Origin of the sequence: Streptomyces sp. NPDC060184 (genome assembly GCF_042728795.1) — a bacterium.
Lineage (GTDB): Bacteria > Actinomycetota > Actinomycetes > Streptomycetales > Streptomycetaceae > Streptomyces.
This window is the reverse complement of record NZ_JBHWYX010000012.1, coordinates 1-23021: the sequence shown is the minus strand read 5'-3', so window position 1 is coordinate 23021 and position 23021 is coordinate 1. Positions and strand designations below refer to the sequence as shown.

General features: G+C 69.4%; 11 protein-coding genes. 4 read left to right on the top strand and 7 right to left on the bottom strand.

Annotation, left to right across the window (positions count from 1 at the left end):
• Nucleotides 1-165 precede the first annotated feature (165 nt).
• Nucleotides 166-7218, top strand: coding sequence for an RHS repeat-associated core domain-containing protein (locus ACFWEE_RS10590; protein WP_386888213.1), 7053 nt, complete (start codon nucleotides 166-168; stop codon nucleotides 7216-7218).
• 958 nt (nucleotides 7219-8176) lie between these two features.
• Here the strand turns inward: ACFWEE_RS10590 and ACFWEE_RS10585 are convergent.
• From ACFWEE_RS10585 to gmd, 5 genes are read right to left on the bottom strand one after another with little or no spacing between them, the layout of a single operon-like run.
• A complete protein-coding gene (locus tag ACFWEE_RS10585) occupies nucleotides 8177-9004 on the bottom strand; it encodes a glycosyltransferase family 2 protein (RefSeq protein ID WP_386888317.1) in 828 nt (275 codons plus the stop codon).
• A gap of 5 nt (nucleotides 9005-9009) precedes the next feature.
• Complete coding sequence (locus ACFWEE_RS10580; protein ID WP_386888212.1) at nucleotides 9010-9729, bottom strand: hypothetical protein; 720 nt, start codon at nucleotides 9727-9729, stop codon at nucleotides 9010-9012.
• The gene (locus ACFWEE_RS10575) at nucleotides 9729-11981 is read right to left on the bottom strand and encodes a LamG-like jellyroll fold domain-containing protein (RefSeq protein WP_386888211.1); all 2253 of its coding nucleotides are present in this window, start codon (nucleotides 11979-11981) and stop codon (nucleotides 9729-9731) included. Before ACFWEE_RS10575 ends, ACFWEE_RS10580 begins: the two co-directional genes overlap by 1 nt.
• Nucleotides 11978-14785, bottom strand: a complete 2808-nt coding sequence (locus ACFWEE_RS10570) for a LamG-like jellyroll fold domain-containing protein (RefSeq protein ID WP_386888210.1) — start codon at nucleotides 14783-14785, stop codon at nucleotides 11978-11980. Before ACFWEE_RS10570 ends, ACFWEE_RS10575 begins: the two co-directional genes overlap by 4 nt.
• Nucleotides 14782-15795, bottom strand: a complete 1014-nt coding sequence (gene gmd / locus ACFWEE_RS10565) for a GDP-mannose 4,6-dehydratase (RefSeq protein ID WP_386888209.1) — start codon at nucleotides 15793-15795, stop codon at nucleotides 14782-14784. The genes ACFWEE_RS10570 and gmd overlap by 4 nt, the downstream gene beginning before the upstream one ends.
• 115 nt (nucleotides 15796-15910) lie before the next feature.
• Here gmd and ACFWEE_RS10560 point away from each other — a divergent pair, with 115 nt between their 5' ends.
• On the top strand, nucleotides 15911-16894 hold the full coding sequence (locus tag ACFWEE_RS10560; protein WP_386888208.1) for a GDP-L-fucose synthase family protein: 984 nt from the start codon (nucleotides 15911-15913) through the stop codon (nucleotides 16892-16894).
• Nucleotides 16895-16963: 69 nt separating this feature from the next.
• On the opposite strand, the gene ACFWEE_RS10555 is transcribed toward ACFWEE_RS10560, so the two are convergent.
• On the bottom strand, nucleotides 16964-18514 hold the full coding sequence (locus ACFWEE_RS10555) for an exopolysaccharide biosynthesis polyprenyl glycosylphosphotransferase (protein ID WP_386888207.1): 1551 nt from the start codon (nucleotides 18512-18514) through the stop codon (nucleotides 16964-16966).
• Nucleotides 18515-19393: 879 nt separating this feature from the next.
• Between ACFWEE_RS10555 and ACFWEE_RS10550 the strand changes: the two genes are divergently transcribed.
• Together ACFWEE_RS10550 and ACFWEE_RS10545 are read left to right on the top strand one after the other, a co-directional pair.
• Nucleotides 19394-20485 carry an endo-1,4-beta-xylanase gene (locus tag ACFWEE_RS10550; RefSeq protein WP_386888206.1) on the top strand — a complete coding sequence of 364 codons (1092 nt, stop codon included), beginning with the start codon at nucleotides 19394-19396 and terminating at the stop codon, nucleotides 20483-20485.
• Nucleotides 20486-20681: 196 nt separating this feature from the next.
• Complete coding sequence (locus tag ACFWEE_RS10545; RefSeq protein WP_386888205.1) at nucleotides 20682-22112, top strand: endo-1,4-beta-xylanase; 1431 nt, start codon at nucleotides 20682-20684, stop codon at nucleotides 22110-22112.
• 104 nt (nucleotides 22113-22216) lie between these two features.
• On the opposite strand, the gene ACFWEE_RS10540 is transcribed toward ACFWEE_RS10545, so the two are convergent.
• Complete coding sequence (locus ACFWEE_RS10540) at nucleotides 22217-22852, bottom strand: DUF4328 domain-containing protein (RefSeq protein WP_386888204.1); 636 nt, start codon at nucleotides 22850-22852, stop codon at nucleotides 22217-22219.
• Between the last annotated feature and the right edge of the window lie 169 nt (nucleotides 22853-23021).

The following is a 23021-nucleotide window of genomic DNA, read 5'->3' as shown; positions in this document are numbered from 1 at the left end:
CACTCTTCGGTCCAGGTGCCCTGCTTCGACCGATCGGCTTCACAGCCGCTTTCCGCATGAGTCATTCACCTTCCAGACATGGGAGTTTCCGTGTTTCTCCGTGCGCGCCCACGATGGCGTAACCGGCCAAGACCCTCACACCGAGGCCGTCGAGCCTCCCTCGTCGTGGGTCTGGCCGTCGTCCTGTCGGCCCCCACATCCCTGACACCCCTGGCATCGGCTGCGGCGGGCGGCCTCGGCCGCCCCGACGTGCCGACCGACCACGTCGCGTCGGTGACCACCCCCGGCCCCGGAGCCGCCAAGGCCCGCAAGCTCGCCGCGGACACCAAGGCCGCGAACCAGGCATCCGCACGCCGGGCGGCCGAAGAGCAGAAGGCCGCCTGGCCCGCCGCGCAGCGACTGACCGGCACCATCGCCAAGGGCGACCACAAGAAGCTCGCCTCGCTCGGTGTGGTCCCCGCCAAGAAGCGTGCCGCGAAGCAGGACAAGAGCCCCGCACAGGCCGCCGGCACGAGCACCGTCGAGGTCCTCTCCCAGAAGTCCGCGCGCGCCGCCGGGGTGACCGGTGTGCTGTTCACCGCGGCTGCCCAGACGCCCGGTGAGACGGAAGTCAGCCTCAACTACGGCTCCTTCGCCTCGGTCATCGGCGGCGACTGGTCCGGACGGCTCGGTCTGCTCCGCTACCCGGCCTGTGTGCTCACCGACCCCACCAAGGAAGCCTGCCGCGCCTCCACGCCGGTCGACTCGGTCAACGACCCGGGAACGCAGACGGTCAGCGCCGCGGTCACCCTGAGCGCCACGTTCGGCAGCACGGAGGCACCCGCGGTCTTCGCACTGGCCGCCACCGCGCCGACCTCGGTCAAGGGCTCCGGCGACCTCAAGGCGACGGACCTGAGTGCCGCGTCGAGCTGGTCGGCAGGAGCTTCCTCCGGCTCCTTCACCTGGTCCGAAGGGCTCGAAGTTCCGAAAGCCGCGGCGGGACCCGCTCCGAGCCTGAGCCTGTCCTACGACTCGGGCAGCAGCGACGGCCGCACGTCCAACACGAACAACCAGGCGTCCCTGATCGGTGAGGGCTTCTCCCTCACCCAGTCGTACGTCGAACGGTCCTACGGGTCCTGCGACGACGACGGCCAGGACGACAAGAACGACCTGTGCTGGAAGTACGACAACGCCAGCCTCGTCCTGAACGGCAAGTCCACCGAGCTCGTCAAGGACGACACCACCGGCGTCTGGCACCTGAAGGACGACGACGCCTCCCAGGTCTTCCACCTCACCGGCGCGGACAACGGCGACCAGGGCGACGCGGTCAGCGGCGTCGGCGCGGCCCAGAAGGGCGACGGGGCCGGCGAGTACTGGAAGGTCGTCACCGGCGACGGCACCGCCTACACCTTCGGGCTGAACAAGCTGCCGGGCGCCAACGACGCCCGTACCAACAGCGTCCTGACCACCCCCGTCTTCGGCGACGACGCCGACGAGCCCGGCTACGGCAAGGGCACCAGCTTCGACAAGCGCTTCTACCAGCAGGCCTGGCGGTGGAACCTCGACCTCGTCCAGGACGTCCACGGCAACGCCAGCACCTCCTGGTACACCAACGACACCAACTACTACGCCAAGAACGGCGACAAGACCGCTCTCGCGTCCTACACCCGCGCCTCCCGGCCCACCGAGATCCTCTACGGGCAGCGCGCCGACGCCCTCTTCTCCGGCACCACCGGCACGGCCAAGGGCTACGCCTCGAACAAGGTCACCTTCGACTACGCCGAGCGCTGCACCGCCTCCGACTGCTCGTCGCTGACCGAGGACACGGCCGACAACTGGCCCGACGTGCCCTTCGACGCCATCTGCGCCGACACGGCCACCGACTGCCTCGCCACCAGCCCTTCGTTCTTCACCCGCAAGCGGCTGACCGGCGTCAACACGTTCTCCTGGGACGCCAAGACCACCGCGTTCCTGCCGGTGGACTCGTACAGCCTCAAGCAGCACTTCGAGGACGGGCAGGACGCCGGTGACACCTCCGACCAGGTCCTGGCACTGACCTCGATCCAGCGCACCGGCAAGTCCAACGGCGAAATCGCCCTGCCGGCCATCCAGTTCGGCTACACGCTGCGCCCCAACCGCGTCGACACCGTCATCGACGGCGTCACCGCCCTCTCGCGCCCGCGCATGCTGACGGTGACCTCCGAGACCGGAGCGATCACCACCGTCACCTACAACCAGCCCGAGTGCGTCCGCAGCAGCCTCCCTGCCGAGGACAACTCCACCACCTCCTGCTACCCGCAGAAGTGGAACTACGAGGGTGACGAAGACACCGACGTCGACTGGTTCCACAAGTACCGCGTCACCGCCGTCGTCACCGACGATCCGGCCGGCTCCAGCAGCCTGGAGTACCAGTACGCCTACTCCGGCGCCGCCTGGCACTTCGACGACAGCGTGATCACCCCGGAGAAGGACCGCACCTGGTCCGACTGGCGCGGGTACCGCAACGTCACCGTTACCACCGGACGGACCGACGGCCCGCAGACGAAGACCACCACGGTCTACATGCAGGGCATGAACGGTGACAAACGCCTGGACGGCACCACCCGCACCGCCACGATCCCGGCCGTCACCATGCCCGGAACGACCATCGCGGCCGTGCCGGACACCGAGCGTCTCGCCGGATCGGTCCGTCAGACGGTCACCTACAACGGGACCACCCCGATCGGGTTCAACCTCAACACCTACTACCTCAAGGTCACCGCGACCCAGCACCACTCCTACGCCGACACCGAAGCCTTCTACCTCAGGCCGTCCACCGAAACCGCGTACACCTGGCTGACCGCCACCAGCGCGTGGCGCTCGACCGCCACGTCCCACACGTACGACAGCTACGGCATGGCGGCCACCGTAGAGACCTCCGGCGACCAGGCGAAGACAGGCGACGAGACCTGTACCCGCACCTGGTACGCCCGCAACCCCGACAAGGGACTCACCAGCCTCGTCAGCCGGGTCCGCAAGGTCGCCAGGACCTGCGTCGACGACGGACAGCTGACCCTGCCCACCAGCAGCGCGACGCGCGGCGACGTCCTCTCCGACACCGCCACGGTCTACGACAACACCGCCGCGACCGGCTGGTCCGCGACACAGACCCCGACCCTCGGCCTGGCGACCTGGGTCGGCCGACCCACCGGGTACCCGGCCGTGTCCGGCACCGCCGACCGCACGCCCACCGGCTGGCAGACCGTCTCCAAGACCACCTACGACACCGCGGCGGCCAAGCTCGGACGGCCGTTGACGGTCACCGACGCCGCCGGACACACCACCACAACCGCCTACACCCCTGCGGACAAGGGCCCGGTCACCATCACGGCGACCACGACCCCCACCCTCGCCGCCAGCGGTCAAGCGCAGAAGTCGTGGGCCTACTTCGAGCCGGCCCGTGGCTTGCAGACCCGAAGCAACGACGCCAACGGCGGCAAGACCGACGCGACGTACGACGCGCTGGGCCGCACCACCGCCACCTGGCTGCCCAACCGCACCCAGACCGGCGGCGAAAGCGCCAACGCCACCTACACCTACGCGATCAGGACCGCCACCCCGTCGGCCACCTCGGTCTCCACCCTCAACGCCGACGGCAAGACCTACACCACCACCTACAGCCTCTACGACTCGCTGCTGCGCCCGCTGCAGACGCAGTCCCCGGTCCCCGCACCGCTCACCGGCCGCATCCTGACCGACACGCGCTACGACAGCCGGGGCCTCGCCTACGAGACCTACGACCAGGCCTACGACGACTCGAAGTCGCCGGACGGCGTGTACGCCAAGGTCGAGTACGGCACCGCCGGCGCCCAGACCAACACCGCCCACGACGCCGCCGGACGCCCGACGACCACCACGTTCTTCGGTCTGACGACCCAGAAGTGGCAGACCACCGCCACCTACACCGGTGACTCCACGGCGACCACCGCCCCCGACGGCGGCAACGCCACCCGTACCATTACCGACGCCCTCGGCCGCACCACCGCGACCCGCACCTACGCCGGCACCACCCCCGCCGACACCCAGTACGGTGCCACCGCCGCACAGGCCGCGAGCTACACCCAGGTCACCAGCACCTCCACCCTCGACGGCCTCCCGCTGACCGCTGTCTCGGAAGCCGACGCATCGAAGTGGACCTACGCCTACGACCTCTACGGCCGGCAGGTGTCCACCACCGACCCGGACAAGGGCGCGACCACCACCACCTACACCGCGCTCGACCAGGTCGACACCACCACGGACGCGGACAAGAACGTCCTGCTCTACACGTACGACGAGCTCGGACGCAAGACCGATCTGTGGAAGACCTCCCGGACCGACGCCAACAAGCTCGCCGCCTGGACCTTCGACACCGCCGACCACGGCAAGGGGCTCGCAGCAGCAGCCACACGCTACGACGGCGGCGTCACCGGCAAGGCGTACACCAAGACCGTCACCGCCTACGACACGATCGGCAGGGCCCAGGACACGACCCTGACCCTCCCCGCGACCGACCCGCTGGTCACCTCCGGCGCAGTCACAGCGACCACGGCCTTCCACACCGCCTACAAGCTCGACGGCACCCTCAACGACTCCATCGAACCCGCGGTGGCCGGCCTGCCCAAGGAAGTACTGGAGCCGACCTACAACAACAACCTCGGACTCACCACCGGCCTCGTCGGCAACTCCTCCTACCTCCTCGACGCCACCTACAGCGCGCTCGGCCAGCCCACCCTGCTGAGCCTCGGCACCAACGAGGCGTCCAAGAAGGCCTACATAGCCTCCACCTACGAGACCGGCACGGGACGCCTGCTCACCTCGGACGTCACCGACCAGACCCACAACTACAAGCTCCAGGACCTCACCTACGCCTACGACCAGGCCGGGAATGTCACCTCCATCGCCGACGCCACCACCCAGGGCGGCACCACCGGCGCCGACTTCCAGTGCTTCGCCTACGACGCACAGCGCCGCCTGACCGAAGCCTGGACCCCCACCACCAACAACTGCTCGGCCGCCAACCGCGCCCAGTCCAACATCGGCGGACCGGCCCCGTACTGGACCAGCTACACGTACAACAACTCCGGTCAGCGAAGCACCGAGGTCACCCACAGCGCGAGCGGCAACACCACCACCAACTACACGTACGGCACCACTGCCGGACAGCCACACCCGCTGGCCAAGACCACCGGCGCCACAGCCGCCACCTACACCTACGACCTCAACGGCAACACCCTCACCCGCCCCGGCACCCAGGCCACCCAGACCCTGACCTGGAACGCCGAGGACAACCTCACCACCACGGCCGAGCCCGCCGCGGGCAGCAAGCCGGCACTCAACACCAGCTACCTCTATGACGCCGACGGCGAACTCCTCATCCGCCGCGCCACCGGGGACGGCGACACCGTCCTCTACCTCGGCTCCACCGAAGTCCGCCTGACCACCAAGGGAAGCACCAAGACCGTCACCGGCACCCGCTACTACAGCGCCGCCGGCCAGACGATCGCGCTGCGCACCGCGACGGTCGGCACCGCAGGAACCAAGCTCAGCTTCCTCGCGGGAGACAACCACGGCACCAGCAACATCTCCCTCGACTCCTCCACCCAGGCCGTCACCAAGCGCTACACCTCGCCCTTCGGCGAATCCCGCGGCACCACCGCGGGAGCCTGGCCCGACGACAAGGCCTTCCTCGGAAAGCCCGCCGACACCACCACCGGCCTCACGCACATCGGCGCACGCGAATACGACCCGGGAATCGGCCAGTTCATCAGCGTCGACCCCGTCCTCGACCTCGCCGACACCCAACAGCTCAACGGCTACAGCTACGCCGGCAACAGCCCTGTCACCAAGAGCGACCCCACCGGCCTCAAGAGTCAGGCTGACCGTTCCGGCAGCTCCAACCTCAATGGCCTCGACGCCGAAGAACTCCAGAAGGCGAACGATTCCTATGACGTAGGCGGCAGCAGCGGCAGCAGCGGCAACAGCGACGGAGGTGGAGGGGACGGGGGCGACGACTGCAGTTGGAGCTGCCATCTCAAGGGCGCTGTAACGGGTGTTGGCTCGGTCATCGAAACGGGTTGGGACAACACAACCGAATGGGTGGATGACAACAAGGTCTTCCTCGTCCAACTGGGCACCGAGGTTGTCGTCGGTGCAGGTTGCTACGCGGTCTCAGGCGCCACCGCCGTAGAGACCGGCGGAGCGAGCCTCGCCCTGGCCACCCAGTGCGGAGCCATATCCGGCGCGGCAGGCGCCGCCGTCGGCAACTGGATGACACCCGATGCTGACCACAGCGTTACCGGCGTATTCGGTGACATGGCCACGGGTGCAGTTCTCGGCGCAGCAGGAGGGGCGGGAGGCGAAGCACTCTCCGCAGCGGCACCCAAGATAGCGAAAGCGATCTTCGGCTGTCACAGCTTCCTCCCGGGAACGGGAGTCCTCCTGGCAGACGGCACGCACAAAGCCATCGAGGATGTAGAGGTCGGTGATGAGGTTGTCACTACCGACGTGGAAACCGGAAAAACGACCACGAGGTCTGTTGCCGACACCATCACTACGGTGGGCGACAAGGATTTCACCGAGATCAGTATCCACGTTGGCAAGGGCTACTCGTCCATCGTCGCCACTGATACCCATCCGTTCTGGATTCCAGAGCTGAAGAAATGGGTGGACGCTGGAAATGTTTGGGTCGGACAGTGGCTGCGCACGAGCGCTGGCACCGTGGTGCAGGTCACGGGGGTCCGTCACTTCACCAAGCCGCAACTGACCCACGACCTCACCATCACTGACATCCACGCGTACTATGTGCTGGCGGGGGCCACCCCCGTACTGGTTCACAATTGTGGAACTGGTCCCCGAGACAGTGCAGGTCTGGGTCCAGATGAACTCATGTCGAAGGCGGAAGGGCTTCGAGATGAGTACGCCGGAGAAATGGCCCAGCTCTCCAATAGGAAGAGGCCAGCCACTGTCACGGCTGGATATAATTCGGAGACCGGACAGTACGCCGCAGGCGCATCAGTCAAGGGTGTCTGCGCAGAGACTTGCGTTGTCAATCAGCTCGGAGGCGACCCGTCGAAGATTGTATTCACTGCTGCCGTGAGGCCTCGGACTGGGGCGCTGATCAATATTTGCGTCGCATGCGAAGGCCAGTTCGGGCGTAGTGGGTTCAAGGGGGCGGGTACAGTGTTCGATTCAGACGTATTGAGCCGCTTCGATCAATAGTGCAGAAGGGTGGTTGGGGCCGGTATGGACCTTGAACTGAGACGGCATTCCTGGGGATCACTCCAAGGGGTCTCTGGTGATGCTCGTATACTCGAGGATGCTCTCCGGGACCTTTCCCGCGCTGGTAGTCGGGAGGTCGCGGTGAGCGCTGCGCGCCAGGTGGAGCAGGTCACATTTGCGCAAGGAATTCTATGTGAAGCCTCAGCCGCCTTGGCGTCTAGCCTCGTTCATTGCCTATGGCGCTGCTCGGACTATTCTGAAGATCTAATTCTAGGGATTCTCTCGGATATTTCGGCCGCCGTGGTGAGCGAGGAGGATCCGGGCGTATACGGCCCTGCGTCCGAAGCGGAGTGTATGAAAGAGATCAGCCTAGGATATCCGGCCTACGTGGAGATTCTTGAAACGAGCGCAACGCTTGATTCTCGTACGGCTTGTATCGACCTAATTCTCATGTGTGGGCTATTTAGTAGCGAGCTTAGGTCTCGGTCCGTATATTTCCTGGAGAGTGCTCAAGGGCTAGCCGGGCTAGAGGGGAATCTAGGCCTAATTTCTGCCTCGATTGAAGAATTGCGAGACGCTGGCTAATTTTCTCGGAATGTTCGAGACATCTCCGGGTGGTGTCGATGTTCAGAGATGAGCGGACTGGCCTCTGTCGGATTTGATGTCGCCGAGGATCTGCCGTAGGCCCGCCGGAATGCTGGCGGTTTCTAGATGTCGTCGCAATACGTGGTTGTGTTGATCAGGCCGCGAGCATTTTATGCAGGCGCTCGGCTGGGGTTTCCCAGCCGAGCGTTTTGCGTGGGCGGCCGTTTACAACGGCTAACACAATGATTTGATCGGTCGGCGGGTGATCAGGCAGCAAGCGAGCGGGGCCGCTGGGGTGAGGGAGCTCGGTGCGAATTTTTGCTTCGGGAGCCTGCGCGTCGGCGGCGATCGAGAGCTCAACCTCGCGACCGCCTCACCCCCGGGGCGCCTCCCGCGACTTGAGCGCGATCTGCCACCGGTAGAAGCTCATCGCCAGGGCGAAGTCCAGCCCCGCGCGCCCGTCCAGGAACCCGCGCCGGTAGACGTACATGTACGCGAACGACACCAGCGGCTTGAACGGGGCCTTGTGGAACAGCCGGCCCTGGCGGGACTTGACCCGGCGGACCTGTTCCTTGACGTCGGGGTGGTGTTCCAGCCAGGCCTCCCAGTCGGAGTACCGGTTGTGGCGCTCGAACCACGCGGTCACCGGGTCGAGGTCCTGGTGCTCGATCGGGTTGCGCAGCGCCTGGGCGGAGTCGGCGACGGGCTGGTAGTGGCCCTCCACCTCGCCGATGCCGGGGGCCGCGAGGTCGCCGACCTCCGGGTAGGCGCAGCGGGTGCGGTCGGTCAGGGAGCGCTTGCGGATGGTGTAGCCGTGGCGCAGCCGCTTGCCGGAGAACCAGTAGCCGAGCGGGATGTCGTACGCGGCGGGCTTCGGCGCGGCGGGGTCGGCGAAGAGCGTGCGGAGTTCGGCGAGGAGTCCGGGGCTGAGGCGTTCGTCGCCGTCCAGGACGAGGATCCAGTCGATGTCGGTGCGGACGTTCTCCAGGCACCACTGCTTCTTGCGGGGGTGGCCGCCGTCCCAGGTGTACTCGACCACCTCGGCGCCGCACTCGGCGGCGATCTTCGCCGTGTCGTCGGTGCTGTGCGAGTCCACGACGACGACCGCCTCGAAGTGGCCGAGGACGGAGTTGACCGCCTCGGCGATGTTGAGGCCCTCGTTCTTGGTGGGGATCGCCACGGCGATGGGCAGCTTGCTCAACTCGCTCAACTCTTGTCTCCTTCGGGCAGCCAGGCGTAGCAGCCTGTGGAGGTGAAGGTGCGGGTGGCCGCGGGGAGGGTGATGCTCACCGGCTGACCGCTCGCGGAGGAGCCCTGGTCGAGCACCTTGCCGCCGGCTCCTTCGGTCCGCCAGGTGCAGGCGGCGGTGGGGGAGACCGAGCGGTAGCGGCCCGGGCGCAGTTCCTTGCCGGTGCGGGTGCCGTCCGCGTAGCCGAGCGCGGCCTCGTCCACGAGGTCCTGGTGTCCGGTGCAGAGGTGGGCGACGGCGGGTGCGGCGTCGGGTACTTCGCCGGTGACGATCGAGCCGACGGCGATCCGGCGGTCGGCCTTGACCAGGAAGTCGAGCTTGTCGCAGGTCTCCTGGCCGGTCTGGAGGACGGCCGCCGGGTCCATGCCCTTGGGTACCCGGTCGGTGAGGTACTCCTTCTCCTTCTTGGTGAACGTGCCGGTGGCGGGCGTCAGTTCGTCGGTGGGGACCTTGGGGCCTTCGGCCGCGGGCGCGGTGGGGGACGCGTCGGTGTCCCCACCGGACGCCGGGCCGTCGGTCGGTGTCGCGGCGGTGGGGCCCGCGACGGAGGGCCCGGAGGCCGCGGGGCGGGGTGCCGCCGCGGCCTCCGGGTCGTTCCCGTCGTGGGACGAGCCGCACGCGGCCAGCGCCGCCGTCAGGATGACGACGGCAGCGCCGGCCAGGAGCGGGTTCCTCATCAGCCCGTCCTGAGGGCGTAGTGCGCGGCGATCTGCGTGGAGCTCAGCGCCGTCGGGTAGACGGCGGTCTCGTCGAGCTGACCGGCGAAGAACGCGCTGGTGGGGTTGTTGGCCCAGCCGCTGAGGGCGTCGCCGCCGACTCTCCAGTAACCGGTGAAGTTCTGGTTGTTCCGGTACGAGGAGTTGGAGGCCCGGAGCACGCCGTCCACGTAGAGGGCGACACCGCCGGTGCCCTGGGTCGCGACGACGTGGTGCCAGGCGCCGTTGTTGTAGGAGGCGGGGGTGGTGATGGTGCGCTTCGAACCGTCGTTGACGCCGAACACCAGCCTGCCGTCGTTGGTCATGTAGACGTGCTTGTCGTAGGCCGTGCTGTTCTGCATGGTCAGGTTGCCGAAGCCGATGAGCTTGCCGCCCCTGGTCGTGGTCGTCTTGAACCAGGTCTCGACCGAGAAGGCGCCCGGCTTGGCGTGCCGCCGGTTGCTGTAGGCGTACTCGTCGGTGCCGTTGAACCCGATGGCCGTGGAATCGCCCGTGATCGCGGCCGGGGTCTGCCGGTAGGACGGGGCATTGCGCAGGAAGCCGTTGTCCAGCCCGGTCCCGGTGTCCGCAGCGAAGGTCGAGGTGCCCTCGTCGTAACGCCAGTACAGCGTCGCGCCGTCGGCCAGCACCTTGGTGGGGTACGCCTCGGCCGCCGAGGCCACGGTGGCTGACAGGGCGGGGGACTTGGCGCTGGTGTTGGTGCCGTCGCTCGCGGTGATCCGGTACGAGTGCGTCTCCCCGGCGGCGACGGCCGTGTCGGTCCAGCGCAGTTGCGGCCGGTCCCAGAAGATCGAGTTCCCGGTGGTGGTGTACACCGGGGTGGTGGCACCGTCCTTGTAGATCCGGTAGGTCAGCAGCCCGTCGTCGGTGTCGGAACTGGTCTGCCAGTTGACATCGATCTGCCCCGGTACGACGGTCGACAGCTGCACGTTGGGCACCCATGGTGCCCCCGTGTCGGGGCCGTCCGCGAACCGGGTCAGCCCCTGCTGGGCCGCCCCGTTGACGGTGGTGAACTCGCCCCCCACCCACAGGTAGTGGTGGCCGCCGGTGTCCGTCTGCGTCATCACCCGGGGGCCGACCGGTTCACCGATGCCGTCGTTGGTGTCGGGTGCCCACGGCAGCAGCTGCGGGTCGGTCACCGACTGGGCCAGCAGGTGGTGGCGGGGCTGGTCGGAGAACTCGCCCATGCTGGAGCAGTCGTGGGCGTGGCTTCCGCTGTAGAGCACGCCCGAATGGACCAGCACGGCCTGGGTCGCACCGAGGCAGGTGTCCCGCCAGCGCTGCTGGAAGTCGTCGAGGTCGATGGCGATGCGTCCGTCGAACACCCCGCCGCCGGTGCCCTCGTTAGCCGTGTAGAAACCGGTGGCGTCGGTGGTGATGTCCTGCACCGTGGAGGTGTTGGGGATGAAGCCCGGATAGGCGGTCGTCACCGCCCCGCTGGTGGCGTCGACCACGGCCAGCGCGTGCGAGGTGGTGCCGTTGACGGTGAGGAAGTCACCGCCGAGCAGCACGTGTTGGCCGTCCGGGGTCACTTCGACCGCGCGGGCGACCTCGTCGGCGTTGGCGGTGAACGGCAGCAGGTCGGCGCCGGTGGTGACGGCGGCGAACTTCTGCCGGGTCTGGCCGCCCACGCTGTTGAAGTCGCCGCCGAAGTAGACGGTGTCGTCGGTGACGGCGATGGCGCGGACGGTCGCCGACACCGCGATCTTGAAGTCGTTGCGCGGGGTGCAGGTGGCCGTGTCGATCGCCACGATGTTGCTGACCCCGACGCCGTTCACCGAGCCGAACTGCCCTCCCGCGTAGAGCGTTTGGCCGTCCGGGGAGAGGGTGAGGGCCCGCACGGTCGCGGTGCCCGAGGAGAGCGTGAACGACAGGGAGCAGCCGTTCGGTGCGCCGGTCGCCGCGTCGAAGGCGGCGAAGTTCACCGCGGGCGTCTCCGAGGTCCCGGCGGCGGCGTCCGGCGGGCGCACCGTGGAGAAGGTGCCCCCGGCGTAGACCGTGTTACCGGTCGCGGCCATCGACCAGACGATGCCGTTGGTCTGCCAGGTGGAGAGGTCGTCGGCGGTGATCGACACCGGCGGCGTCAGCGAAGCCGCCGGGGAGGTCCCGACCGCGGTCGCGGTCAGGGCCCCGCCCAGCAGGCAGAGAGCGGCGGATGCGGCGCGCTTGCGGCCACGTCCGGCGGATCTCCGCCCCGTACGTCCGTTCATCATTCAGCTCCGAAGGTGAGAACGAGCTGCGGCCGGTAGGCCGCGGTGGAGACCTCGCTCGACCAGATACGGAGGCTGTCCGTACCGGTGTTGGTCAGGGCGAGTGAGGTGGTGGAGCCGAGGGCCCCGCCCAGGGCCGGCGCGTCCAGTGCCACCGAGTAGCCGGTGGACACGGCGGTCGCGCCGGTGATGGTCCCCAGCACGGTCGCACCGAGCGCCGGCCGGGTGTTGTAGGTGACCGTCGATTCGGTCCAGGCACCGGTGACCGGCACCACCTGGTGGCTCTCGGCGGTACCCGCCGTCGAGTCCGAGGAGGTGCGGAAGTCGATCCGGGCGCCCTTGAGCACCTGCCCGGCGGGGGCCGCCGGCAGGTCGTACCGGAGATAGCCCAGGTACGCGGTGGTGCCGCGCGAGGCGAGCTGGTTGTCGTTGTAGTTCGTGTTCGGGGCGACGCTGTTGACGTAGGCGTCCTCCACCGGGGTGAGCGCGACCGTGGTGTCCGCGCCGCCGCCCCCGTCGCCGGGCACGGGCGGGGCGTCCGCGAGGTCGTGGTGGGCGGCGACCTGCGCCGCCGTCAGGGCGGTCGGGTAGACCGCGGTCTCGTCCACCTGCCCGGAGAGATAGCCGCTGGTCGGACGGTTCGGCCACGCGTTGTTCATGGCGTCCCCGCCGACCCGCCAGTACCCGTCGTACGAGCGGTTCCCGGTCGCCGCGTCGGTGCCGGCCACCGTGCCGTCCACGTACAGCACCATGCCCGCCGGGCCCTGCGTGGCGACCACGTGGTGCCAGGCGCCGTCGTTGTAGCCGGCGGTGGTGGTGATGGTCGGCCGGGCGTTGCCGGTCTGGACCCCGAAGGCGAGCCGCCCGTCGTCCGTCAGGTAGACGATCTTGTCGGAGATGGTGCTGGTGTGGCCGGTGTCGAAGCCGATGTTGTTGCCGAAGCCGACGATCCGGCCCCCGGTCGTCGAGGTCGTACGGAACCACGTCTCGACCGAGTACGGCGACGGCGAGGTCAGGTGGTGCAGCCGGTCGCTGTAGACGTACTCGTCCGTGCCGTTCAGGCCCAGCGCGGTCGAACCGGCCACCGCCCCCGCCGCCCGGTACGTCGGCGCGTTGACGTAGACGCCCCCGTCGAGCCCGTCCGAGGCGTCCGCGGCGAACGCCCCGCCCGCCTCGTCGTACCGCCAGTACAGTTCGGCACCGTCCGCCAGCACCCGCTCCTGGTACGGGGAGGCGGAGGAGGCCGCGGTGACGGAGACGGCGGCGGACTGGGCGCTGGTGTTGGTGCCGTCGCTCGCGCTGACCCGGTAGGAGTACGTCTGCCCGGCCACCACGTCCGTGTCCGTGAAGGTCAGCTGCGGACGGCTGAAGAAGAGCGAGGAGCCCGTCGTGGTGTACACCGGGGCCGACGCGCCGTTGCGGTAGACCCGGTAGGTCAGCGAGGAGTCGTCGAGGTCGAGCGAGGAACGCCAGCCGACCCTCACCTGCCCGGCCCGGGGCGAGGAGACGCTCACCACCGGTACGGCGGGCGCACCCGTGTCCGGGGTGTTGGCGAACCGGGTCAGCCCCTGCTGGGAAGAGCCGTTGACGGTGGTGAACTCACCGCCCACCCAGAGGAAGTCGCGCCCGTCCCGGCCGGCCACGGTCAGCGCGCGCGGCCCGACCGGCTCGCCGATGCCGTCGTTGGTGTCCGGCAGCCACCCCAGCATCGCCGGACCGTCCACCGACTGGGCCGTCAGATGCTTGCGCACCTGGTTCGGGAACTCGCCCATGGTGGAGCAGTCGTGCACATGGCTGCCCGCGTACAGCACGCCCCGGTAGACCCGGAGCGCCTGCGTGGCGCCCTGGCAGGTGTCGCGCCAGCGCTGGCCGAACCCGTCCAGCTCCATGGCGATGCGCCCGTCGAAGGAGTTGCCCCCCATGCCCTCGCCCGCGACGTACCAGCCGCCGGACGCCTGGTCCGTGACGATGTCCTTGACGACCGCGGACGCCGGGACGAATCCGTTCGGGTAGGTGTGGGTGAGCGCGCCGGAGGCCGCGTCCGTCACCGCGAGTGCGTGCGTCGCGGTGCCGCCGACCGTGGTGAAGTCGCCCCCGATCAGCACCGAAGCACCGTCCGGGGTGACCTTCAGGGCCCGCCCGGGGTCGTCCGCGTCCGGGTTCCACGCGGTCAGCGCGCCCGCCGGGGTCACCGCCCCGAAGAAGCGGCGGGCGCTGCCGTTGACTGTCTGGAAGTCACCACCCGCGTACACCGTGCCGTCCGCGGCCACGTCCAGCGCCCGCACGGTCGCGCCGAAGTTGGGGGCGAACCCCGAACGCACCGCGCAGGTCGCGGTGTTGATGGCGACCAGCCCGTTGCTGGTGGTCCCGTTGACCGCGTTGAAGTAACCACCCGCGTACAGCGTCGACTTGTCCGGCGAGAGCGCGAACGCCCGCACCGTGGCCGTGCCACTGCTGCGGGTGAAGGAGAGCGAGCAGCCGGCCGGAGCCCCGGTCGCCGCGTTGAACGCCGCGAAGTTCACCGCAGCCGCCGAACCCGCGCCGCCCGCCGCCACCCCGGCGGGCCGGATCTGCGAGAAGGTGCCGCCCGCGTAGACGACCCCGTTCGCCTCCGCCAGCGCCCACACGATGCCGTTGGTCTGGTAGGTGGACAGGTTGTCCGCGGTGAACCCGACCGGCGCGGTCAGCGCCGCGGCCGGCGGAGCACCCGCCGCCGAGGCGGAGAGCACCCCCGCCGCCAGCGCCAGGACCGTCGCGCCCACCCCGCCCCGCCGCCACCCCTCGCCGGGGCGGCGTGGCGCGCTCACCGGTCCACCCGCACGGCCGCGCCGCTGAGCTGCGCCTCCAGCAGCCGGACGTCCGCGTCGACCATGATGCGCGCCAGCTCCATGGACCGCACCTCCGGCTTCCAGCCGAGCAGCTCCTCCGCCTTGGAGGCGTCACCGATCAACGCGTCGACCTCGCTGGGGCGTTCGTACTTCGGGTCGTACCGCACGTGCTCGCGCCAGTCCAGACCGGCATGGGCGAAGGAGTGCTCCAGGAACTGCCGGACGCTGACCCCCTCGCCGGTCGCCACCACGTAGTCGTCCGGGGTGTCGCGCTGGAGCATCCGCCACATCGCGTCCACGTACTCGGGGGCGTACCCCCAGTCGCGTACCGCGTCCAGGTTCCCCAGGTGCAGCCGGTCCTGGAGTCCGGCCTTGATGCGGGCCACCCCCCGGGTGATCTTGCGGGTCACGAAGGTCTCGCCCCGGCGCGGGGACTCGTGGTTGAAGAGGATGCCGTTTACGGCGAACATCCCGTACGCCTCACGGTAGTTGACCGTGGCCCAGTACGCGTACACCTTCGCCACGCTGTACGGGCTGCGCGGGTGGAACGGCGTCTTCTCGTTCTGCGGGGGAGGGGTGGAACCGAACATCTCGGACGACGACGCCTGGTAGACGCGGGTCTCGATGCCGCTGGCGCGCACCGCCTCCAGCAGCCGGATCGCGCCGAGGCCGGTGACGTCCCCGGTGTAGAGGGGCGCGTCGAAGGAGACCCGGACGTGCGACTGGGCACCGAGGTTGTAGACCTCGTCGGGCTGGATCTCGCGCAGCAGGTTCACCAGCGCCACCCCGTCGGAGAGGTCCGCGTGGTGCAGCACGAAGGAGCGGTCCGCCTCCTCGGGCCCCTGGTAAATGTGGTCGATGCGCTCGGTGTTGAAGCTCGACGAACGGCGTATGAGCCCGTGGACCGTGTAGCCCTTGTCGAGCAGCAGCTCGGACAGGTACGAGCCGTCCTGTCCGGTCACGCCGGTGATGAGTGCGGTCTTGGCCATGACTCCCCCCTTCTGTGGTCGCCTGAACGGCGTTTGTTAACCCGGTATTGCGTGAAGTGAGTGGTTTGCGGTGAAAAGGTCACAGTGCCGAGTTCCCACTGGCACAATCCGAGCCATGACGACTGATCTCCCCGGCCTTCCTCAGGAATCCGATCGCCCTCTACTGCGCCCGGGCGCACGCATATTCGTGGCGGGTCACCGCGGACTGGTCGGTTCGGCGGTGGTCCGCCGCCTGACCGCGGACGGCCATGAGGTCCTCACCCGCGGCCGTGACCTCCTCGACCTGCGCGACGGTGCGCGGACCGAGGCGTATCTGAAGGACGTCCGGCCGGACGCCGTCGTCCTGGCCGCCGCCAAGGTGGGCGGAATCATGGCGAACAGCACCTGGCCGGTGCAGTTCCTGGAGGACAACCTCCGCATCCAGCTGAGCGTGATCGCCGGAGCCCACGCGGCCGGCACCGAACGGCTCCTCTTCCTCGGCTCCTCCTGCATCTACCCCAAGCACGCCCCCCAGCCGATCGGCGAGGACGCGCTGCTCACCGGCCCCCTGGAGCCGACCAACGAGGCGTACGCGCTGGCGAAGATCGCCGGAATCGTGCAGATCCAGTCGTACCGCAGGCAGTACGGCGCCTCGTACATCAGTGCCATGCCGACCAATCTCTACGGCCCCGGCGACAACTTCGACCTGGCCACCTCGCACGTCCTGCCCGCGCTCATCCGCCGATTCCACGAGGCGAAGCGCGACGGGGCGCCCTCCGTCACCCTCTGGGGCTCCGGCACCCCCCGCCGCGAGTTCCTGCACGTCGACGACCTGGCCGCGGCCTGCGCCCTCCTGCTGACCTCGTACGACGGTGACGAGCCGGTCAACGTCGGCTGCGGCGACGACCTCACCATTCGCGAACTGGCCGAGACCGTGCGGGACGTGACGGAATATCAGGGTGAGATCACCTGGGACGTCACGAAGCCCGACGGCACCCCGCGCAAGCTGCTGGACGTGGAGCGCCTGACGTCCCTCGGCTTCGCGCCGAAGATCTCCCTGCGGGACGGCATCGCCGGGACCTACGCCTGGTGGCGCGAGAGGGACGCCGCCCTCGGGTGAACCGGACGATCCGGTGCCCCGCCGCGCGCGGGGCACCCGGACTGCTCGTATGGTCTCCACTCCGGCCTCTCAGTAGGCCCCGCGGCCGTCGGTGACGGCGCGCACCGTACGGGCCAGCAGGTTCACGTCGGTGGAGACCGACCAGTTGTCGACGTACCAGAGGTCCAGCGCGACCGACTCCTGCCAGGAGAGGTCGGACCGGCCGCTGACCTGCCAGAGGCCGGTCAGTCCGGGCTTCACCGCGAGCCGTCTTCGCTCGCGGTCGTCGTAGTCGGCCGCTTCCTCGGGGAGCGGCGGGCGCGGACCTACCAGGGACATGTCACCCCGCAACACGTTGAAGAGTTGCGGGAGTTCGTCGATCGAGGTGCGTCGCAGAGCCCGGCCGATCGTGGTCACCCGGGGATCGTGGCGCATCTTGAACAGCGGGCCGTCCACCTCGTTGGAGCCGGTCAGCTCCGCCTTGCGGGACTCGGCGTCGACCACCATGGTGCGGAACTTCCACATGGTGAACGGCCGGTCGTGGCGCCCGTGACGGATCTGCCGGTGGAAGACGGGCCCGCGCGAGGAGAGCCGCACGCTCAGCGCCACCGCCAGCAGCAGGGGGGCCAGCAGCACCAGCCCGAACACCGCGCCGGTACGGTCCAGCACCGTCTTCAGCGCCGGTTGCGGACCCCGCCGCAGCGGCGGGGTGACGTGCAGCAGGGTCATCCCGGCTACCGAGGCGGGCCGGACCCGGGAGGTGGCGATGCCGGAGAGCGCGGAGAGCACGCAGAGCGCGATGCCCCCGTCGTGCAGCCCCCAGCCGAGCCGGCGCAGCCGGTCGCCGCAGAGCAGCGGCCCGGGCGCCACGAGGACCAGATCCACGTCGTACGCGTACGCCCCGGCGAGCACGGTCGGGACGTCGTCGTCCGTCCCGTCGGCCCCGAGCCTCCCGGTCAGCGGCAGCTCGTGCTCCGGTTCCGCCGCCCCCACGGGCACGGCCGCCACGACGGCGTAACCCCCCTTCTGCGTACGGGGGCCGAGGGCACCCGCCACGGTGTCCACGCCGGACGCGTCGCCGACGACGAGGACCCGCAGGGCAGGGCGGCGGTGCGTTGAGCGGGCCCGCCGCCGGACGGCCGAGGTCACCACCGCCACCGCCGCGCCGGGCGCGGCGGCCACCAGGGCGACGGTCGGGTCCACGGCGTCGCCGGCCACGGCCCAGGCGACGGCGAGCAGACCGACGAAGACCAGCCAGTCGCCCAGGGTGCCCGCCGCTCCGGCCGCGCTCCGCGGCGGCCCGGCGGTGTGGCGCCCGCGGACGGCCCGTACCCCGGTCCAGACGAGCGCCGCGATCGCGGCGGTGGGCAGGGCCACCGGCTGCCCCCGCGCGGACAGCACGGCCCAGGCGGGAACGGCCATCCCCACGGTCTCGGTCAGGACCGTGAGGGGCGTACCCCAGCGGCCGGCCCGCCGCCCGGGACGTGCGTGATCGGTCAGGTCGCGCTGTGCTGTCGGGGCCCTCCAGAGCTGCTCCAGGGCCGTCGCGCGGTTCCCGGGTGCCGTGGAACGGGGGCGTGGCGGACGCCGAAGTCCCACCGGCCCGGATATGTCAGATTCAGGTGTTTCGACATGCCCCATGAACCCCCCAGTCACAGTTGCATCCCCAAAACGCCGCGCACCCGCCGATCCCGGGGACCTGCGGATGCGCCATCGCTCGGTGCACGATATCCACACACGTGCCATTTCGCTGGAGTTCCCGTGAAGTTCAGACACAAGGGAGACTTCCACCGCGATCCCGGCTCATTCGCGATCTCCGGTACCACAGTGCCCTGTTGGGCCTGAAGTGCCGAGGCGGACGATCGGGGCGCCGGACCGACCGGGCGCAACACGGACGAAGCGAACTCCCGTGCTCCGCACAGTATGTGGGGAGTCGAACGGAGCAAGTCCGCCTGAAAATACAAAAGTTAGCCACGTCACACGGAGCGGTCGGGCGGTGACCCGTCGTGGTGGGCGCGGTGGGTCGGGGTCGGGCGGGGCGCTGTGGTGTCGCGGCACGGGGTGAGGCGGGGGCGGCCGGGGCGGCTGGTGTCGGGATTTGGCCCGGGGGCTCGGGGGAGTCCGGCCGGACGCGGCTCTGTCCGGCGCGGTGCCGTCGCGGGTGCGCCCGCCCGGGGGACGCCCGTGTCCGGATTCCGGGGCGCGGAGTCGTCGAATCGTCCTGTTCGACGGGGATATCTCGAACGAAAATGTTTCGTTTGTGACGCGCCATTGTTTCGGCGGCAATACATGCCCCAGGATCTGTCTCAGCGCCGAAGAACGGCTCAGCGCACCACCCGGCGGGGTGATTTGTGTCTGAACGATCCGGTAAGTCCAGGCTATTGTCCCCTCTCCCGAACCGGTGAGATGGGCGGAGCACCACCTGCTTCTTGTCGAGAGAGTTTCGGAAGATCAGGGGGCCGGGTCGGAGTCCTGGTCGGCGCGACGCACCCCAGTCCCACCCTTATGAGGAGTTGCACCATGCTGTCCAGACGACTCGCCCTCGCCGTCGCCACCGGTGCCGTGGCCGCGCTGACCCTCGGTACGGCCGCCCAGGCGGCCCCCGCCCGTCACGGTGGGCACGAGGCGACGCTGCGTACCCTCGCGGCGCGTCCGGACCTGCTCGTCGGAACGGCGGTCGACACCAGCGCGCTGGCCACCGACGCCCCCTACCGGGCCGACGTGGCCGCCGAGTTCAGCTCGGTGACCGCCGAGAACGTCATGAAGTGGGAGGTCGTGGAGCCGGCCCGCGGCACCTACGACTGGTCGCAGGCGGACAAGCTGGTCGCGTTCGCGAAGAAGAACGGCCAGGAGGTGCGTGGCCACACGCTGGTCTGGCACAACCAGCTGCCCGGCTGGCTCACTTCGGGTGTCGCGGACGGCTCGATCGACACCGGCGAGCTCCGCGCCATCCTGAAGAAGCACATCACCGACGAGGTCCGCCACTTCAAGGGCGAGATCTACCAGTGGGACGTCGTCAACGAGGTCTTCGACGAGGACGGCACCTACCGGGACTCCCTGTGGCTGCAGAAGCTCGGCCCGTCCTACATCGCCGACGCCTTCAAGTGGGCCCACGCGGCCGACCCCAAGGCGAAGCTCTTCATGAACGACTACAACGTCGAGGGCGTGAACGCCAAGTCCACCGCCTACTACGACCTGGCCAAGAAGCTCCTCGCCCAGGGCATCCCCGTCCAGGGTCTGGGAATCCAGGGCCACCTGGACATCCAGTACGGCTTCCCGGGCGACGTCGGCGACAACCTGGCCCGGTTCGACGCCCTCGGCCTGCAGACCGCGTTCACCGAGATCGACGTGCGGATGACGCTGCCGGTGGACGACGCCAAGCAGGCGCGCCAGGCCCAGGACTACCGCAGGCTGCTCGACGCCTGCATCGCCGTCCGGGGCTGCAAGTCCTTCACGGTCTGGGGCTTCAGCGACAAGTACTCCTGGGTCCCGGGCACGTTCTCCGGCCAGGGTTCCGCGAACATCATGGACGAGAACTTCGTGCGCAAGCCCGCCTACACCGCGCTCGCCGACGGCCTCCGCGCCGCCGCGCCCCGCCACGGCAGGCACTGACCCGACCGGCACGGGCCGGTGCGACCACGCCGCGTCGCACCGGCCCACCCGGCCCGCGGCCCGTCGAGCGGAAGGGGCCCGGCGCCCCGCCCATGTTTGGCATGCGCATGGCACTTGTTGCGCAGCATGCCCCTGATTGTGGCCGTCCCCCGGCGGTCAGTTCCTCCCTGTCCGACCACGGAAGAGAGAAGCAGTCATGACCATCAACGTGTCCGACGCGGGCGGGCGGCACCGCTCCCCGTTCCGCACCTTCGCCCGCAGGGCCCTCGCCCTCGGCGGAGCGGGCCTCGTCTCCGTCACCGGAGTCGTCGCGCTCTCCGGCAGCGCACAGGCCGCCGGCAGCACCCTGGGCGCCGCAGCCGCGGGCTCGGGTCGCTACTTCGGTACGGCCGTCGCCGCCAACCACCTCGGTGAGTCGGGCTACGCGACCACGCTCGACACCGAGTTCAACGCGGTGACGCCGGAGAACGAGATGAAGTGGGATGCCGTGGAGGGCACCCGCAACACCTTCAACTTCTCCAACGCCGACTCGATCGTCAGCCACGCCCAGAGCAAGAACATGAAGGTGCGGGGCCACACGCTGGTCTGGCACTCCCAGCTGCCGAGCTGGGTGAGCGGCCTCGCCGCCACCGACCTGCGCACCGCCATGAACAACCACATCACCCAGGTGATGACCCACTACAAGGGCAAGATCTACGCCTGGGACGTGGTCAACGAGGCGTTCCAGGACGGGAGCAGCGGCGCGCGGCGCTCCTCGCCCTTCCAGGACAAGCTGGGCGACGGCTTCATCGAGGAGGCGTTCAAGACCGCCCGGAGCGTCGACTCCGCCGCGAAGCTCTGCTACAACGACTACAACACCGACGGTGTGAACGCGAAGTCCAACGCCGTCTACAACATGGTGAAGGACTTCAAGGCCCGGGGCGTCCCGATCGACTGCGTGGGCTTCCAGAGCCACTTCAACAGCAACTCGCCCGTCCCGTCCGACTACCAGGCCAACCTCCAGCGCTTCGCCGACCTCGGCGTCGACGTGCAGATCACCGAGCTGGACATCGAGGGCTCCGGCAGCGCCCAGGCCACCAACTACAGCAACGTCGTCAAGGCCTGCCTCGCCGTGACCCGCTGCACCGGAATGACCGTCTGGGGCATCCCGGACAAGTACTCGTGGCGCGCCAGCGGCACCCCGCTGCTCTTCGACGACAACTACGGCAAGAAGGCCGCCTACACCGCGGTCCTGACGGCCCTCGGCGGAAGCTCCTCCGGCGGAGGCACCACCGACCCGGGCACCGGCGGCGGCACCGACCCGGGCACCGGCACCGGGTCGAAGACCTGCACCGCCGCCTACACGGCGACGCAGACCTGGCAGGGCGGCTTCAACGGCCAGGTGACCATCACGGCGGGCTCCGCCGCGATCACCGGCTGGAGCGTCAAGGTCACCCTCGGCACCGGCCAGACGACCACCGGCGTCTGGAACGGCACGACCGCCTGGGACAGCACCGGCAAGGTCATGACGGTCACGCCCAGCTACAACGGCAGCCTGGCGGCCGGTGCTTCGACCAGCTTCGGGTTCACCGTGCAGGCGAACGGCAACACCGCCGCCCCCACCGTGAGCGTCTGCACCGCGTCCTGATCGCCACCGCACCCGCACCCCGAACACGGCCGTGAGGCCCGCACACGGATGCCCGGTCGCCCGTTCCAGAGGGGGCGGCCGGGCATCTTCGCGTGGGCCGGGCGTCAGACGGCGGGACGATCGGCGGTCGGCGGCAGGGGCCGGGCGGCCCCGGTCGCGGCGTCCACGTCGGTGGTGATCCGCCGGATCACCAGGACCGCCGTCACGGCGGCGAGCACCCCGGCCACGAGTTCGTACGGGGAGAACCCGCCGTTCGCCGGGCCGGTCCCGTTCACCACCGCGGAGCCGGCCGTCTTGGCGACGAACGCGGCCCACCACGCGATGATCAGCGCACTGCCCCGGGTGGAGCCGCTCGCGTCGCGGATGTCCAGGGCCGCCCGGACCGGTATCCACCACAGCACCGGGACGAGGAAGCCGCACAGGGTGAGTCCCTCGGTGTACCGCTGCGACCCGGGGGCGAGGAGCTCGGCGTTCGCCCGGCAGGCCAGGAACCAGACGAGGAAAGCTGCCGCGGCGCCCAGAAACAGCACCAGCGAAACCGGGGCGGTCCGGCGGAAGGCCGCCGAGCCGGTGCCGCCGACGGCCGCGAGCGCGAGCTGCAACGCGGTCTGTCCGACAATCAGCGCCTGCGCGGCGCGCGCCGCCTGCCGGATCTCCCGGAAGGCACCGGACGGCGGACGGTGCTCCGGTCCGGGCGCCTCGGAGGTGTTCTCCCCGTCGTCGATGTTCCCGCCGCCCATGATGGCTCCCCGGTCGCGGCCCCGCCCGTGTTGTCGCGTGCGGTGATCCGCGGAAGCGTACTGCCGCGGGCCGGACCTCCACCAGTGAATTGATCATGAACGGAAGGCGGCTCCGGGACGTGCGACCCCGGACATGCCGGAGCCCGGTCACCCGTAGGACGGGTGACCG